Origin of the sequence: Nitrogeniibacter mangrovi (genome assembly GCF_010983895.1) — a bacterium.
Classification (GTDB): Bacteria; Pseudomonadota; Gammaproteobacteria; order Burkholderiales; family Rhodocyclaceae; genus Nitrogeniibacter; species Nitrogeniibacter mangrovi.
In genome coordinates this window covers 2,080,437-2,096,154 of the sequence record NZ_CP048836.1, presented here as the reverse complement: position 1 = coordinate 2,096,154, position 15,718 = coordinate 2,080,437, and the positions used below count along the sequence as shown (strand labels likewise).

Below are 15,718 nucleotides of genomic sequence, written 5' to 3'. Positions count from 1 at the left end.
TCATCCGATCCAGCGGCGGGCGTTGCGGAACATGCGCATCCAGGGCGAATCCTCGCCCAGCGTCTCTGGCGCCCAGGACATCTGCACGGTCCTGAAAGTGCGCTCCGGGTGCGGCATCATGATCGTGAAGCGGCCGTCGGCCGTCGTCACGCCGGTGATGCCCTCGGGCGAGCCGTTCGGGTTGCGCGGATAGGTGCTGGCCGGCTTGCCGTGAGGATCGATGTAGCGCACCGCGCGCGAGACCTGCTCGATGGCGTCGTCGCGGAACACCGCCCGACCTTCACCATGAGAGACCACGATGGGCATGTGGCTGCCAGCCATGCCGTCGAAGAAGATCGACGGGCTGTCGAGCACCTCCACCAGGCTGAAGCGCGCCTCGAACTGTTCGCTGCGGTTGCGATGGAAGGTCGGCCAGAATTCGGCACCCGGGATGATCGGTGCCAGATGCGACATCATCTGGCAGCCATTGCATACCCCCAGCGCGAAGCTGTCGGGACGCTGGAAGAAGGCGCTGAACTGCTCGTAGAGCGCCGGGTTGAACAGAATGGACTTGGCCCAGCCCTGCCCGGCGCCGAGCACGTCGCCGTAGGAGAAGCCGCCGCAAGCGGCCAGCCCCGTGAAGTCGGCGAGCGTCACGCGGCCGGCCTGCAGGTCGGACATGTGCACGTCGAAGGGCTCGAAGCCGGCACGTGCGAAGGCCGCCGCCATCTCCACATGGGAATTGACGCCCTGCTCGCGCAGGATGGCGATGCGCGGGCGGGCGCCAGTAGCGATCATCGGCGCGGCCACGTCCTCGGCGGGATCGAAGCTCAGTCGCACCGACAGCCCCGGATCGTCCGCTTCGGCCAGGGTGGCGAATTCCTCGTCGACGCTGATGGCGTCGTCGCGCAGACGGGCGATGTGGTAGCTGGTTTCCGCCCAGGTCTGCATCAGCTCGGCACGCGGCGCCCCGAACAGCAGCTTGGCGTTGCGCCACACGCGCAGTTCGTCCTTGTCGTTGGGCTCGCCGATGAAATGGTAGGTGAGCCCGGCCTCGCGCAGGGGTTCGGTGATGCGCGCGCGGTCCTCGCGGCGGATCTGGATGACGGCACCGAGTTCTTCGGCGAACAGCCCGGCGAAAGCCTTGTCGTTGAAGCGGCCCTTGAGCGTGTCGGGGCGCTTCTCGAGGCCGTCCACGTCGTTCGCCCAGCGGTCGTAGCAGACCGTGTCGAGTACCAGGGAGATGCCGCAGCGCGAGGCGAAGGCCATCTCGCACACGGTGGCCCACAGGCCGCCGTCGCCGCGGTCGTGATAGGCGAGGATCAGGTCTTCGGCGCGCAGGCGCTGGACGATCTCGAAGAAGGTCGCCACCTGCGCCGGATCGGCGTCGGGCGCATGCTCGCCCACCGACCCGTACGCCTGGGTGAGGGCCGAGCCGCCGAGGCGGTTCTCGTTGTTGCCCAGATCGATCAGCAGCAGTTCGGTGTCTTCGTGGGCCAGCGACAGCTGCGGCGTGAGCGTGCGGCGCACGTCCTGCACCGGCGCGAAGGCGGTGACGATCAGCGACAACGGTGAGATCACCTGCTTCTGTTCGCCCTGCTCGTCCCACGCGGTCTTCATGGACAGCGAGTCCTTGCCCACCGGGATCGACAGGCCGGCCTGCTGGCAGAAGGCGGAGACCGCGCTCACGGTGTCGTAGAGGTTGGCGTCCTCGCCGCGATGCCCCGCCGCCGCCATCCAGTTGGCCGACAGCTTCACCTGCCTGATGTCGGCCACGTCGGCGGCGGCCAGGTTGGTGATCGCCTCGCCGATGGCCATGCGGCCGCTGGCGGGCGCGTCGATGCAGGCCACCGGCGTGCGCTCGCCCATGGCGAAGGCTTCGCCGAGGTGGCCGTGGAAACTCATCGACGTGACCGCCACGTCCGCCACCGGCACCTGCCACGGGCCGACCATCTGGTCGCGGGCGGTCAGGCCGCCGACGCTGCGATCGCCGATGGTGATGAGGAACTGCTTGGACGCGACCGACGGTACCCGCAGCACGCGGCGGCAGGCGTCGTCCAGGTCGATGTCGGTGACGTCGAAGGGCGGCAGATGCACGGCGCGGCGCGACACGTTGCGGGTCATCTTCGGCGGTTTGCCGAGCAGCACCTGCATTTCCATGTCCACCGGCTGGTTGTCGAACTGGCGGTCGGTGACGGTCAGGTGACCGTCGGCGGTCGCTTCGCCCACCACGGCGAAGGGACAGCGCTCACGTTCGCACAGGGCGCGGAACAGGTCTAGATCGTCCGGCGCGATGGCCAGCACGTAGCGTTCCTGGGACTCGTTGCACCAGATCTCGCGCGGGCTCATGCCCGGCTCCTCGATGTGGATCTCGCGCAGCTCGAAGCGCGCGCCGAGGTCGGCCGATTCGGCCAGCTCGGGCATGGCGTTGGAGAGGCCGCCGGCGCCGACGTCGTGGATCGACAGGATGGGGTTGCGCTCGCCCATCTGCCAGCAGCGGTCGATGACCTCCTGGCAGCGGCGCTGGATCTCGGGGTTGCCGCGCTGCACCGAGGCGAAGTCCAGATCGGCGGTGTTGGTGCCGGTGGTCATGCTCGAGGCCGCGCCGCCGCCCAGGCCGATGAGCATGCCCGGGCCGCCGAGCTGGATCAGCAGGGTGCCGGGGGCGAACTTCTCCTTGTGCGACTGCGCCGCCTGGATGTTGCCCAGGCCGCCGGCGATCATGATCGGCTTGTGGTAGCCGCGCACCTCGCCCTGCACGTCCTGCTCGAAGGTGCGGAAGTAGCCGGTCAGGTTGGGACGGCCGAACTCGTTGTTGAAGGCGGCGGCGCCGATCGGCCCCTCGATCATGATCTCCAGCGCCGAGGCGATCCGCTCGGGGCGCCCGTAGGCCTTTTCCCAGGGCTGGGTGAACTCGGGGATCTCCAGATTGGACACCGAGAAGCCGGCCAGACCGGCCTTGGGGCGCGATCCGCGCCCGGTGGCGCCCTCGTCGCGGATCTCGCCGCCGGAGCCGGTGGCGGCGCCCGGGAACGGCGAGATGGCCGTCGGGTGATTGTGGGTCTCGACCTTGGCGAGGATGTGGGTCAGCTCGGAGCGGAAGGCCCAGCGGCCATCGGCGTCCGGATACAGGGTGTCGACTTCGGCCCCGGCGATGACCGAGGCATTGTCCGAATAGGCCACCACGGTGCCTTCCGGTTGGGCCTGATGGGTCTCGCGGATCATGCCGAACAGGCTCTTGTCCATGGGGCGATGGTCGATCACCCAGTCGGCGTTGAAGATCTTGTGGCGGCAATGCTCGGAATTGGCCTGGGCGAACATCATCAGCTCCACATCGGTCGGGTTGCGTTCGATGCGGGTGAAGTTGTCGACCAGATAGTCGATCTCGTCGTCCGACAGCGCCAGGCCCAGCGCGGTGTTGGCGGCCACCAGCGCTGCGCGCCCGGCGCCGAGGATGTCCACCGTGGTGAGCGGTTGTGGCGCGTAATGCGCGAACAGCGCGCCGGCCTCGTCGGGGGTGGCGAGCACCGACTCGGTCATGCGATCGTGCAGCGCCGGCAGCAGCGCGGCGCGACGGGCGGCCAGATCTCCCTTGGCGGCCACGTAATAGGCGATGCCCCGCTCGATGCGCACGATGGCCTCGAAGCCGCACTGGTGCGCGATGTCGGTGGCCTTGGACGACCAGGGCGAGATGGTGCCCAGGCGCGGGGTCACCAGCAACAGCGTGCCCGTCGGCACGTCGGGCGTCACCGGGTGGGCGTCGAGCAGATCGACCAGGCGGGCGCGGGCGGCATCGTCGAGCGGTGCGTTCAGTTCGACGAAGTACAGGAACTCGGCCTGAACCCCTTGAAAACGGGGGACGATGTCAGCCAGGGTCTTGCCCAGGCGGGCCAGCCGGGGCGCCGTCAGCGCGGGGGCGCCACGAAGCGTGAGGATTTCGGTCATCTTGATCGACAGGAAGGGCGTGATGGCGCGCCGGGCCGACGGGTCGGACGGGCACGGAAACAAAGGCGGAATTATACCCGAGCGCCGGCGGCTTCTGGGCGCCCGATGGCGCTTGCGCGCAGCGCATGCGATAGAATCGCGACTTTCACGGACGGCCCGTCGAATGCCCTCTTCCGCGCTGCCACGCCCCGCCCCTGTCCGACAGATCGCGATCGCGATGCTGCCGCCGCTGGTGTGCGCGCTCGGCGCGGTGCTGGTGCACACCTTCGGCGCCAATACCGAGGTGTTCTTGGCCCTTCAGCACGCCACGGGCCACTTTCCGGATACGCTCTGGGCCTTCCTCACCGACCAGGCCAGCGTCGCCTCGGTCGCCGCCTGGATGGCGCTCGCGCTCCTGGTCAAGCCGGTGTTCGCGGCGGCGGTGCTGCTGTCATGGCCTGCCGGCATCGTGCTCGTCCGCGGCCTCAAGTATCTGGTCGACGCGCCCCGCCCCGAGGTCCTGCTGCCACCCGACGCCATCCACGTGATCGGTGTGCGTCTCGACACCCTGAGCTTTCCGTCCGGGCACACCGCAACCGCGTTTGCGGTCGCCTCGGCGCTGCTGTTCAGCCTGTCGCCCGGCGCACGTGCCCTCTGGCTGTTGCCGGCGCTGTCGCTGGCCACGGCCATCGGTCTGTCCCGGATCGCGGTCGGCGCGCACTGGCCCGTGGACGTCCTCGCCGGGGCCGCGATCGGCTGGCTGTGCGGTGTGAGCGGTGCGCTGTGGGCGCAACGCTGGCGCTTCTGGACGCGTCGCGCCGGCATGCTCGTCCTCGCCGGCCTCGGCCTCGTGTCCGGCATGGCACGGCTGGTCCTCGACAGTGGCTATCCGAGCGTCGCACCGTTCGCGGGTTTGCTGGGCGTCGCCGCCCTATCCATCTCCGTCTGGACCGCGTCTCGGCAATGGGGCGCACGATGATCAAACGTCTCATCGCTCTGGCCCTCACCCTGGCACTGCTCGTCTGGTTCGTCCGCGGCGGCCAGTGGGCGGCGCTGGGGGGCGCGCTCGCGAGCTTGCAGCCCGGCGCGGTCGCGCTGGCCGCCGTCGGTTTCGCCATCAGCTATCTGCTGCGTGCCGTGCGCGTGTGGGACGAATTCCGCCACGACGGCGTGGGCCGCTTCGGTGCCTGCCTGCGTATCGTGCTGATCCACAACGCGATGGTGAACATCGTGCCCTTCCGCGGTGGCGAAGCGGCGTTCCCGATTCTGCTCGGGCGCCTGTTCGGCACGCCGCTGGGGCGCGCCCTCGCCTCGCTGTTCTGGTTCCGGCTCCAGGACGCCTTCGTGGTGCTGGGGCTGGCCATTCTGGTCTGGCCCGGCCTGCATCCGGCGCTGCGTACACTCGGCGTGGCCGGCCTGGTGGCCGTGGCCTTCGCGCTGCCCCGCTGGGCCCGGCGGACCCATGACTGGCATGCCGGTGGCCCCTGGCAGGTGCGTCTGGGCAAGGTGCGCGACGCCTTTGCCGACTCGACCCGCCATGCACGTTTCGGCTGGGTGTGGACGCTGGCCAACTGGTCGGTCAAACTCGCGGCGCAGGCGTGGCTGCTCGCCACCGTGCTGGACGCTTCGCCGGCCGTGGGCGCCGCCGGTGCGCTGGGCGCCGAGCTGGCGGCGATCCTGCCGATTCAGGGCGTGGCGGGTTTCGGGACCTATGAAGCCGGTGCCGCTGCCGCCATGCTCGCCCATGGTGTTACGCTTCAATCCGGCCTGCAGGCGGCACTCGTCCTGCATCTTTTCGTGATCGCCTGCGCCTCCAGCGCGGGCGCCATTGCCTGGCTGGTGGGACACGTCGTCGCCACCCCCGGCGCCACCCAACTTCATTCCGGCCAAGATACGCAATGACCCAGAATCCGCTGCCCCCTGCAGAACCCAGCATCCCGGCCAATCTGCCCGAGCACAGCCTGTCGATCGTCGTGCCGATGTACAACGAGGCCGAGAATGTGGCCCCGCTGCTCGAGCGCATCCATCTGGCGCTCGGCCCCTACCCGTGGCCGTGGGAAGTCATCCTCGTCGATGACGGCAGTTCCGATGACACGCCCGCCGAGCTGGAGCGCTGCGCCAAGCAGTATGGCCCGCATGTGCGCGTGGTCGCGCTGATGCGCAACTTCAAGCAGACCGCGGCCATGCAGGCCGGTCTCGATGCCGCGCGCGGCACGGTGATCGCCACCATGGACGGTGATCTGCAGAACGATCCGATCGACATTCCGCGCATGGTCGGGCGCCTGCTCGACGAGGACCTGGATCTGGTCGCCGGTTGGCGCAAGGACCGCCAGGACGGCCTGCTGCTGCGCAAGGTGCCTTCGCGGATCGCCAACCGGCTGATCGCGCGGATGACCGGCGTGCACCTCAAGGACTATGGCTGCAGCCTCAAGATCTTCCGCGCCAGCGCGATCAAGAACGTGCGCCTGTACGGCGAGATGCACCGCTTCATCCCCGCCTGGCTGGCGACGGTGACCACCCCCAAACGCATCGCCCAGGAGGTGGTGAGCCATCATCCGCGCGTGTTCGGTGAATCCAAGTACGGCATCTCGCGCACCTTCCGGGTGGTGCTCGATCTGGTGTTCGTCTACTTCTTCATGCGCTACCGCACCCGGCCGGGGCATTTCTTCGGCGGCATCGGCATCGGCCTCGGCGCGCTGGGTAGCCTGATCCTGGCCTATCTGGCCTTCGTCAAGATCTTCCTCGGCGAATCCATCGGCACCCGGCCGCTGCTGTTCGGCGGCTTCTTCCTGGTGATCGCCGGGGTGCAGATGGTGACCTCGGGCGTGCTTGCCGAGCTGCTGGCGCGGGTGTATTTCGAATCCGGCGACACGCGCCCCTACCTGGCCCGGCCGGTGCCGCCGCTGGCCGATTCCGAGGGATGGGCGCAAACCGGGGGCAACGATGGGCACTGAGCCGCGCCGCGGCTGGACACGGGCCCTGACGGCCCTCGTCTTCCTGCTGCCGCTGCTGGCGTTCTTCCTGCGCCTGGGGGCGGCGCCGCTGTTCGACGTGGATGAAGGCGCGTTCTCCGAGGCGACGCGGGAGATGTTCGCGCGCGGCGACTTCCTGTCCACCTACCTCGACGGCGCGAACCGTTTCGACAAGCCCATCCTCATCTACTGGCTGCAGGCGCTCGGCTACCTGCTGTTCGGCCCCACCGAGTGGGCCTTCCGCCTGCCCTCCGCGGTCGCTGCGGCATCTTGGAGCTACGCCACCTGGTTCTTCGCGCGCGAGCGCTTCGGCCCGGCGGTGGCGCTGGCGGCGCTGGTCGTCACGAGCACCGCGCTCGGGCCTTTCGTGATCGGACGCGCGGCCACCGCCGACGCCCTGCTCAACCTCCTGCTCGCGCTGACCCTGTTCGACGCCTGGCGGCACCTGGAATCGGGGCGGCGCGCACCGCTGCTGCGCAGCTTCGTGTGGATGGCGCTCGGCGCCCTCACCAAGGGGCCGATCGCGCTGATCGTGCCCGGCGCGGTCACCTTCCTCTACTGCGTCTCGCGCGGGCAGTGGCGGCGCTGGCTGCGGGCCATCGCCGACCCGATCGGCTGGCTGATCTTCGTGGTGCTGGTGGTACCGTGGTACGCCTACACGCTCGGCGTGCACGGCCAGAGCTTCATCGACGGCTTCATCCTCAAGCACAACGTCAAGCGCTTCACCGGCTCGCTCGAGGGCCATACCGGCAGCCTGTTCTATTACGTGATCGCCCTGCCGCTGCTGCTGCTGCCATGGATCGGTCCGCTGCTCGCCTCGCTGCGCAATGCGTTGCGCGACGCGAACACCGGCGTGCGCCGCTTCCTGTGGCTGTGGGCGCTGTTCGTGGTCGCCTTCTTCAGTCTCTCCGGCACCAAGCTGCCGCACTACGCGCTCTATGGCGCCACCCCGCTGTTCATCCTGATCGCCGCGCATCGCGAAAGCCTGGTGCGGCGCTGGCCGCACCTGATCGCGCCGACACTGTTCTTCGCGCTGCTGCCGCTGCTGCCGAGCCTGTTCGGGTACCTGTCCTCGACCGGGGCCGGCAACGCGTTCTACCGCGCACAGCTGTCGCGGGCGCTGGACCTGGTCACGCCGATCTACTACCTGGTGACCATTCTGCTGCTGGCGGGCTGGCTGGCACTCGCCGTGTTCGGCCGGCTCAAGGTGTGGCAGACGCTCGCGATCGGCGCGGCGGCGCAGGTGCTGGTGCTCGCGGCGGTCGTCGTACCCTACCTCGGCGACGTCGTTCAGGGGCCGGTGAAGGACGCCGGTCTGCTCGCGCGCAAGCTGTCGGAGTCCGCCGTGCGCCTGCGTTTCGATGCGCCGAGCTTCAGCGTCTACGCCCTCGCCGCAACGCCGCATGACGAGGCCCGGCCCGGGCAACTCGTCGTGACCCGGATCGATCGCGTGCCGTCGAGCGGCTATGAGGTCCTCTTCCAGGAGGGCGGCGTCGTGCTGTTGCGCCGCCAGGCGCAGTGACGGCACAGCAAGGTCGCTACACCGGCCTCCTGCTCGTGCTGTGCGTGGCGCTGACGGGCTACCGCATCTGGGTGATCCTGCGTCTCGGTCTCGACCCGTACGTGGACGAAGCCTATTACTGGGGCTGGTCGCAGGCGCTCGACTGGGGCTACTACTCCAAACCGCCCATGATCGCCGCCATGATCGCCGCGAGCGAAGCGGTGTTCGGTCATACCCTCATCGCGCTCAAGCTGCCGGCCCTGTTGTGCTATCCGCTCACCGCGCTGGTCGTGCAGGCCCTGGGCGCACGCCTGTTCTCGCCGCGGATCGGATTCTGGGCCGCGGTGGTGGTGCTGACGATTCCACTGGTCTCCGCACTCGGGCTGTTCGTGTCCACCGATGCTCCGCTGCTGCTGTTCTGGGCGATCGCGCTGTGGGGCCTGGCGCGGGCACTCGATTCCGGGCGCTGGTCGAACTGGCTGGTCGTCGGCGTCGCCTTCGGCCTGGGCATGATGACCAAGTACACCATGGCGGCGTTCGCCGGCTCGGCGTTCCTGGCGATGCTGGCCGACCCGCGCGGGCGCCGTGCCCTGGGCTCCGCACGACCATGGATCGCGTTTGCGCTGGGGGTTGCCCTGTTCATCCCCAACGTCTGGTGGAACGTGGAGCATGCGTTTCCCACCTTTCGCCACACCGCGGAGATTACACGCCTGGAATCGCGGAGCTGGGCACCGGGTGAATTCGGCGAATTCATTGGCGCCCAATGGCTGTCCTTCGGCCCGCTGCTCGCCTTCGGGCTGCTGTGGGTGCTCGCACGCACCCCACGTCTGTGGCGCCAGCCAGCCTATCGACTGTTGCTGGTGATGGTGTGGCCGTTGCTGCTCCTGGTCAGCGTCCAGGCGCTCACCGGACGCGCCAACGGCAACTGGGCCGCACCCATCTATGTGGCGGCGAGTCTGCTCGTGCCGGCGTATTTGCTCGAAGCGCGGCGTGGTCGCCTGTTTGCGCTCGCGGTCGGTGTCAACATTGCGGTGATGTGCCTGGTCTATCACTGGCCCGATGTGCACCGGCTCACCGGCAAGCCGATGAGCGCCAAGCTCGATCCGTTCAAGCGGGCGCGTGGCTGGTCGGCCCTCGCCGCACAGGTGGCGCCCCATCTCGCGCGCCATCCGGACGCCATCCTGATGGGCGTGGATCGCGAGACCCTGGCCCAGCTGAACTACCAGCTGCAACCGAAAGCGTGGGTGAGCTGGAACCCGGAAGGCCGTGTCATGGATCAGTACGAACTGACCACCCGGCTGGTGCCGGGCGAGCAGCGTCCGATCCTGTTCGCCTCGGAAGGGCCGGATATTGCCGCGATCGCGGCGCGCTTCGAGCATGTCGAACCGCTCGGCGAGGTCCGCGTGCAGGTGTATCCGAAGCTGTTGCGCCAGCGTTTCCTGTTCCTGCTGCAGGGGTTCAAGGGCTACAAATGAACAGGCTGCCCGCAGGCAGCCTCCGCAATGTCCCCTGCCGCGTTTTCAACGCTTGGCGAACAGGCCGCGTACCGCTTCCTGAAGATCAGCCGGCAGCACCACGATCTTGCTGTTGTCTGAAGCGCCGAGGTCCTGCAGTGCGCTGACGTACTTTTCCCCCAGCACATACTGCACCGGCGCGGTGTTGTCGCCCACGGCGGCGGCGACCCGGCGGATGGATTCGGCCGAGGCTTCGGCCAGCATCACCTGCGCACTGGCATCGCGTTTGGCCGATTCCAGGCGTGCTTCGGCTTCGAGCACCGCCGACTGCTTGAGACCTTCCGCCTTGGTGACCATGGCCTTGCGTTCCCGTTCGGCGGCAGCCTGCATTTCCATCGCCGCCTGCATGGACGGCGACGGGTTGATGTCCTGGATCTCCACCGACTTGACCGTCAGGCCCCAGTCGATGGCCTCGTCGGCGATGCTCTCGCGCAGCCGGGCCTTGATCTTGTCGCGCGAGGACAGCGCCTGGTCGAGTTCCATTTCGCCGATGATGGAGCGCAGCGTCGTCATGATGAGGTTGCGGATCGCCTCGGCGAAATCGGTCACGCCATAGGCGGCCTTGACCGGGTCGGTGACCTTGACGAAGGCGACCGCGTTGGCGCGGATGACCGCGTTGTCGAGGGTGATCACCTCCTGCTCCTGGACGTCGAGGATGATGTCCTTGGTGATGAGCTTGTAGGCGATGTTGTCCAGATAGGGAATGACGATGTTCAGGCCGGGCAACAGCGTGGCGTGATACTTGCCGAGGCGCTCGACCACCCACTCCTGGCCTTGCGGAACGAGACGAACACCTTTGGCGATGGTGATGATCACGAAGATCAGCACCGCGATCATGACGATCAGGGCATCGGACATGGATTTTCCTAGTGAGCTTTCTGGACTTGAACGTAGTTGCCTTCGATGGAGACCACGCGAACGCGATCGCCGGCGGCGATCGGCTCATCGGCGCGACACTGCCATTGCTCGGCGCCGAGCACGGGTTTCTGGAAGCGGACCTGGCCGGGCTGAAAGGGGGCGACCGCCGTGGTGACCAGTCCGATCTCGCCGATCGCGGAGGCCGAATTTCCGGAGCGCGTCGACGGCCGGTCGCTGCGGAACACGCGGAACCACAGGACGGTCATTGCGACGGATGCGCCGGTCCATAGCACCACCTGGGCGGTGACCGACAGCGCGGGCATCAGCAGCAGACCGAGCCCGACCAGCAACGCGCCAAGGCCGAACCAGATGACGAAGAATGCGGGCACCGCGAGCTCGACCAGCATCAGGACGATGCCGAGGACGATCCAGTGCCACCAGACCGGGGCGATCATGGGATGTCAGCCGTTGGTCGTCGAAGCGGCGGCCGGGCTCTTGTCGCCGAAGTCGACCACCTTGCTGCGGCCTTCGTCCTCGTCGTCGGTTTTTTCCAGCTTGCCATCGACGGCGGCACCGCAATCCATCTGCAGTTGCCGATAGGTGATATTGCCGGTGACACGGGCGTTGGGTTGCAGTTCGAGGAAGTGGGCCACCGACAGGTCGCCGATGATGGTGCCATTGACGACGGCATCGTGCGTCTTCACGCTGCCTTCGATGCAGCCGTCTTCGCTGAGCACGAGCAATCCGCGCTCGTCATCCTTGTTGATGACATTGCCTTCGATGCGTCCGTCGACCCGCAGCCCTCCGGAAAAGATCACGTCGCCGACCACTTCGACATTGTCGGCGATCAGGCTCGAGAGCTTGTTGATTTCAATGGATGTTGACGGGGTCCGGGTCTTCTTTCTACCGAACATCTCCTACCTCCGTATGCTGCGGGTATTGGTTGAAACGCGTGGAATGGCACGCGCGGCATGGATTCATGACGGCTTGTTTTTGGTCTTCTTGAAGAAATTCAGCTCGTCCTTGAGGCGCGAGACGTCGTCGTTGAGCGTCTTGACCTGGTTTTCCAGTTCCTTCTGCGTGGCCCGATCCATTTCCCGCTTCAGCCGCAACTGTTCCAGTTCGGTGCGCGCCTGGTCGAGCGCCGCAGTCAGCCGGGCGTTTTCGGATTCGAGTACGGCGACACGCGCCGCCGGCGAGAACATGCGTTCGACATAGTTGAGCGCGAGATAACCCAGCGCGGAAAGCGCGATCAGGAAAACCGCGAACGTCAGCCACCGGCGATGTGCCCGATGATTTTCGAGAACCAATGGCCGTGAGGACAGCTCCACCGTGCTGGCGCGTTTGCGGAACATGACGTGTGCGCTCAGGAAGCGCCGATCAGGTAGTGGGCCGGATTGACGAACTGGCCGTTCTCGAGGATTTCGAAGTGCAGGTGCGGGCCCGTTGAACGCCCGGTAGAGCCCACATCGGCGATGTGCTGGCCGGGTTTGACGATGTCGCCGGGCTTGACGTACATCTTCGAGGTGTGGGCGTAGCGGCTCACGAGGCCGTTGCCATGGTCGATTTCGATTTTGTAGCCGTAGTCGTGGTTCCAGCCCGCCTTGATGACCTTGCCACCGGCGCTGGCATAGATCGGAGTGCCGATCGGCGCAGCGAAATCCAGCCCGCTGTGAAAGGCCCGCTTGCCGGTAAACGGATCGTAGCGGTTACCGAATCCGGAGCTACGTCGGGCGTCGCGCACCGGAATCCGGCTTGGGAAGAGCATGTGCGCGAATTGGCGTCGTGTCGTCGCCGAATCGATTGCGTCGAGGGCGGCGTCGAGGGCCTCGAGCTGGCGTTCGATGCTCGCGACCGTTTCGGTGGGGGTGGCGTCTTCGGGCGGCGCTTCCAAGGACAGTCGGTCCCCGACCGGGGGAATCATCGGACCACCGAGGGAGTCGTCCTTCGGTGCGTTCTGTTCGACCGGCGGAACGGATTTCTTGAGATGCTTCTCGAAGGCGTTGATCACGCCGATGCGCTCGGCCAGCGTTTCGGCTTCGGATTCGAGCTGGAACAGGCGTCCGGACAGCTTGCCGAGCTTGTCGATCATGAAGCGCTCTTCGGGCGCCGAATCGGTGGTCTGCACGACCGGCTCGTCGGGAACCGGTGTTACCGAGGGTGCCAGCCCGTAGCCGATCCAGACACCACCGGCAAGCGTCAACAGCATCGCGGCCGCAACGCCGACGACGAGGGTCCGGCCGTGAATCGCCCGCACCTTGGATTGCGTCAGCGCCTTGGCGGAGTGAATGACGAAGGCCATTCGCGTCTTACTCCGTCTTGTCTTTGTCGTGTTTCCTTGGCAGCGGTCCCGCGGGGCCGCTGCCAAGGAAGGCGATTGTTTCAAATGTTGCGGTGACCGACGTTGCGCTGGCGCAAGGTCGGCAAAAAACTGACCGAGTGTATCACCGGAAATGCAAAAAAGAGAAACGGCAGAATCCCGCCCGACTTGAGCGGAATCCTGCCGTCATCGATGACAATATCCTGCGCGGATTATTGCTGCCGGTGCGCCGCCAGCTTGAGCCAGGTGTCGATCACCGTGTCCGGGTTGAGGGAAATGGTCTGGATGCCCTCGTCCATCAGCCATTCGGCGAAATCGGCGTGGTCGGACGGCCCTTGCCCGCAGATGCCCACGTACTTGCCCTTGCGGTTGGCGGACTGGATCGCCATCGACAGCAGCTTCTTGACCGCCGGATCGCGCTCGTCGAAGGCGTGGGCGACGAGACCGGAATCGCGATCGAGGCCGAGGGTCAGCTGGGTGAGGTCGTTGGAGCCGATGGAGAAGCCGTCGAAGATATCGAGGAACTCGTCGGCCAGCAGCGCGTTGGACGGGATCTCGCACATCATGATGAGCTTGAGATCGTTCTGTCCGCGCTCCAGGCCGTGGCGCGCCAGCAGGTCGACGACCTCGGCGCCTTCTTCGACGTTGCGCACGAACGGCACCATCAGCTGGACGTTGGTGAGGCCGAGCACGTCACGCACCTTGCGCATGGCCAGGCATTCGAGCTCGAAGCAGTCGCGGAAGCTGTGGGCGATGTAGCGCGAGGCGCCGCGGAAGCCCAGCATCGGGTTCTCTTCCTCGGGTTCGTAGATCTCGCCGCCGAGCAGCTTGCGGTATTCGTTCGACTTGAAGTCTGACAGACGGACGATCACCGGCTGCGGGTAGAAGGCCGCGGCGATGGTGGCGACGCCCTCCACCAGCTTCTCGATGAAGAAATCACGCGGCGAGGCGTAACCGCGCGAGCGACGCAGGATCTCGTTGCGCAGGCTGTTGGGCACCTGGTCGAGTTCGAGGATGGCCTTCGGATGAATGCCGATCATGTTGTTGATCACGAACTCCAGGCGCGCCAGGCCGACACCGCCGTTCGGGATCTGCGCGAACTCGAAGGCCAGCTCCGGGTTGCCCACGTTCATCATCACCTTGACGGGGATGTCCGGCAGGTTGCCGGTATCGGTGGTGATGACTTCGAACTCGAGCTTGCCGCGATAGACGTAACCGGTGTCGCCCTCGGCGCAGGAGACGGTGACCGTGTCGCCCTCGTCCAGCACCTCGGTGGCGTTGCCGCAGCCGACGATGGCGGGAATGCCCAGTTCGCGCGCGATAATGGCGGCGTGGCAGGTGCGGCCGCCACGGTTGGTGACGATGGCGCTCGCGCGCTTCATCACCGGTTCCCAGTTCGGATCGGTCATGTCGGTGACCAGCACGTCACCGGGCTGGACACGGTTCATCTCCGCCGCATCGGCAATCACCCGCACCGACCCCTGGCCGATCTTCTGGCCGATGGCACGGCCGTGCGCCAGCGCCTTGCCGTATTGCTTGAGGCGGTATTTCTCCATGACGTGACCGGTCTGCTGACTCTTCACGGTCTCCGGACGGGCCTGGAGGATGTAGAGTTTGCCGTCGTCGCCGTCTTTGCCCCACTCGATGTCCATCGGGCGGTCGTAATGCTTCTCGATGATCACCGCGTAACGGGCCAGCTCGAGCACGTCCTCGTCACTGAGCGAGAAGCGGTTTCGATCGTCTTCCGGCACGTCGACGGTACGCACCGACTTGCCAGCGCTGCGGTCGCCGGTGAACTCCATCTTGATGAGCTTGGAGCCCAGGTTGCGTCGCACCACGGCCGGGCGGCCTTCGGCCAGGGTGGGCTTGTGCACATAGAATTCATCCGGGTTCACCGCGCCCTGCACCACGGTTTCGCCAAGGCCGTAGGAGGCGGTGATGAACACCACGTCCTTGAAGCCCGACTCGGTGTCGAGGGAGAACATCACCCCCGAGGCGCCGGTGTCGGAGCGCACCATGCGCTGCACGCCGGCGGACAGGGCCACGTCGGCGTGGGCGAAACCCTTGTGCACGCGGTAGGCGATCGCCCGGTCGTTGTACAGGGAGGCAAACACCTCCTTCATGGCGTGGAGGATGTTGTCGTAGCCGTGGATGTTCAGGAAGGTTTCCTGCTGGCCGGCGAAGGAAGCGTCCGGCAGGTCTTCGGCGGTCGCCGAGGAGCGCACCGCGAAACTGCCCTCGCCTTCGGCGGTGATGGCCTCGTAGGCGGTCTTGATCTCTTCTTCGAGCTTGGCCGGGAACGGCAGGTCCACGATCCACTGGCGAATTTCGGCACCGGTCCGGGCCAGGGCGTCCACGTCATCCACGTCGAGCGCGTCGAGTGCCGCATTGATCTTGTCGTTCAGCCCCTGGTGTGCCAGAAACTCGCGATAGGCCGCCGCCGTCGTGGCAAAACCGCCGGGGACGCGTACACTTGAGGGCAACTGACTGATCATCTCGCCGAGCGAGGCATTCTTGCCGCCTACGCTTTCGACGTCCGACATTCTCAGTTCTTGAAACGGGATGACGTAACGAGTCATAACTGTTCTTCCGGAATGATGTAAAAACTGTGTAATAACCAGGTCCGCTTTATAGCGAAATGCTGCTATGC

12 protein-coding genes are annotated in these 15,718 nt (G+C 66.5%); 5 read left to right on the top strand and 7 right to left on the bottom strand.

What is annotated here, in order from left to right; all coding sequences use genetic code 11:
* Complete coding sequence (purL, locus tag G3580_RS09590; RefSeq protein ID WP_173765032.1) at positions 1 to 3,924, bottom strand: phosphoribosylformylglycinamidine synthase; 3,924 nt, start codon at positions 3,922 to 3,924, stop codon at positions 1 to 3.
* A 217-nt stretch (positions 3,925 to 4,141) separates the two neighbouring features.
* Between purL and G3580_RS09585 the strand changes: the two genes are divergently transcribed.
* Genes G3580_RS09585 through G3580_RS09565 form a run of 5 tightly spaced genes read left to right on the top strand, consistent with a single transcriptional unit; the run spans position 4,142 to position 9,851 of the window.
* Positions 4,142 to 4,882: a phosphatase PAP2 family protein gene (locus tag G3580_RS09585; RefSeq protein ID WP_173765031.1), complete on the top strand. Its 741-nt coding sequence runs from the start codon at positions 4,142 to 4,144 to the stop codon at positions 4,880 to 4,882.
* On the top strand, positions 4,879 to 5,805 hold the full coding sequence (locus tag G3580_RS09580; protein WP_228720826.1) for a lysylphosphatidylglycerol synthase transmembrane domain-containing protein: 927 nt from the start codon (positions 4,879 to 4,881) through the stop codon (positions 5,803 to 5,805). The genes G3580_RS09585 and G3580_RS09580 overlap by 4 nt, the downstream gene beginning before the upstream one ends.
* Positions 5,802 to 6,857 carry a glycosyltransferase family 2 protein gene (locus G3580_RS09575; protein ID WP_173765029.1) on the top strand — a complete coding sequence of 352 codons (1,056 nt, stop codon included), beginning with the start codon at positions 5,802 to 5,804 and terminating at the stop codon, positions 6,855 to 6,857. Before G3580_RS09580 ends, G3580_RS09575 begins: the two co-directional genes overlap by 4 nt.
* On the top strand, positions 6,847 to 8,397 hold the full coding sequence (locus G3580_RS09570) for an ArnT family glycosyltransferase (protein ID WP_173765028.1): 1,551 nt from the start codon (positions 6,847 to 6,849) through the stop codon (positions 8,395 to 8,397). The genes G3580_RS09575 and G3580_RS09570 overlap by 11 nt, the downstream gene beginning before the upstream one ends.
* A complete protein-coding gene (locus G3580_RS09565) occupies positions 8,394 to 9,851 on the top strand; it encodes an ArnT family glycosyltransferase (protein ID WP_173765027.1) in 1,458 nt (485 codons plus the stop codon). Before G3580_RS09570 ends, G3580_RS09565 begins: the two co-directional genes overlap by 4 nt.
* 45 nt (positions 9,852 to 9,896) lie before the next feature.
* On the opposite strand, the gene G3580_RS09560 is transcribed toward G3580_RS09565, so the two are convergent.
* The 6 genes from G3580_RS09560 to ppsA form a co-directional block, all read right to left on the bottom strand.
* Complete coding sequence (locus G3580_RS09560) at positions 9,897 to 10,748, bottom strand: SPFH domain-containing protein (RefSeq protein WP_173765026.1); 852 nt, start codon at positions 10,746 to 10,748, stop codon at positions 9,897 to 9,899.
* A gap of 8 nt (positions 10,749 to 10,756) precedes the next feature.
* Positions 10,757 to 11,203: an NfeD family protein gene (locus G3580_RS09555; protein WP_217424639.1), complete on the bottom strand. Its 447-nt coding sequence runs from the start codon at positions 11,201 to 11,203 to the stop codon at positions 10,757 to 10,759.
* Between the two features lie 6 nt (positions 11,204 to 11,209).
* The gene (locus G3580_RS09550; protein ID WP_173765025.1) at positions 11,210 to 11,662 is read right to left on the bottom strand and encodes a bactofilin family protein; all 453 of its coding nucleotides are present in this window, start codon (positions 11,660 to 11,662) and stop codon (positions 11,210 to 11,212) included.
* A gap of 63 nt (positions 11,663 to 11,725) precedes the next feature.
* Positions 11,726 to 12,103 carry a hypothetical protein gene (locus G3580_RS09545; RefSeq protein ID WP_173765024.1) on the bottom strand — a complete coding sequence of 126 codons (378 nt, stop codon included), beginning with the start codon at positions 12,101 to 12,103 and terminating at the stop codon, positions 11,726 to 11,728.
* A gap of 11 nt (positions 12,104 to 12,114) precedes the next feature.
* On the bottom strand, positions 12,115 to 13,116 hold the full coding sequence (locus tag G3580_RS09540) for a M23 family metallopeptidase (protein ID WP_217424638.1): 1,002 nt from the start codon (positions 13,114 to 13,116) through the stop codon (positions 12,115 to 12,117).
* A gap of 164 nt (positions 13,117 to 13,280) precedes the next feature.
* Positions 13,281 to 15,647 (bottom strand): phosphoenolpyruvate synthase, encoded by a 2,367-nt coding sequence (gene ppsA, locus G3580_RS09535; RefSeq protein ID WP_173765023.1) that lies wholly within the window; start codon positions 15,645 to 15,647, stop codon positions 13,281 to 13,283.
* Positions 15,648 to 15,718: the final 71 nt, after the last annotated feature.

What these genes read in the sequence shown, in the direction of transcription:
- purL (WP_173765032.1), bottom strand. Translation starts at nt 3,924, where the DNA reads ATGACCGAAATCCTCACGCTTCGTGGCGCCCCCGCGCTGACGGCGCCC.
- G3580_RS09585 (WP_173765031.1), top strand. Translation starts at nt 4,142, where the DNA reads ATGCTGCCGCCGCTGGTGTGCGCGCTCGGCGCGGTGCTGGTGCACACC.
- G3580_RS09580 (WP_228720826.1), top strand. Translation starts at nt 4,879, where the DNA reads ATGATCAAACGTCTCATCGCTCTGGCCCTCACCCTGGCACTGCTCGTC.
- G3580_RS09575 (WP_173765029.1), top strand. Translation starts at nt 5,802, where the DNA reads ATGACCCAGAATCCGCTGCCCCCTGCAGAACCCAGCATCCCGGCCAAT.
- G3580_RS09570 (WP_173765028.1), top strand. Translation starts at nt 6,847, where the DNA reads ATGGGCACTGAGCCGCGCCGCGGCTGGACACGGGCCCTGACGGCCCTC.
- G3580_RS09560 (WP_173765026.1), bottom strand. Translation starts at nt 10,748, where the DNA reads ATGTCCGATGCCCTGATCGTCATGATCGCGGTGCTGATCTTCGTGATC.
- G3580_RS09555 (WP_217424639.1), bottom strand. Translation starts at nt 11,203, where the DNA reads ATGATCGCCCCGGTCTGGTGGCACTGGATCGTCCTCGGCATCGTCCTG.
- G3580_RS09550 (WP_173765025.1), bottom strand. Translation starts at nt 11,662, where the DNA reads ATGTTCGGTAGAAAGAAGACCCGGACCCCGTCAACATCCATTGAAATC.
- G3580_RS09545 (WP_173765024.1), bottom strand. Translation starts at nt 12,103, where the DNA reads ATGTTCCGCAAACGCGCCAGCACGGTGGAGCTGTCCTCACGGCCATTG.
- ppsA (WP_173765023.1), bottom strand. Translation starts at nt 15,647, where the DNA reads ATGACTCGTTACGTCATCCCGTTTCAAGAACTGAGAATGTCGGACGTC.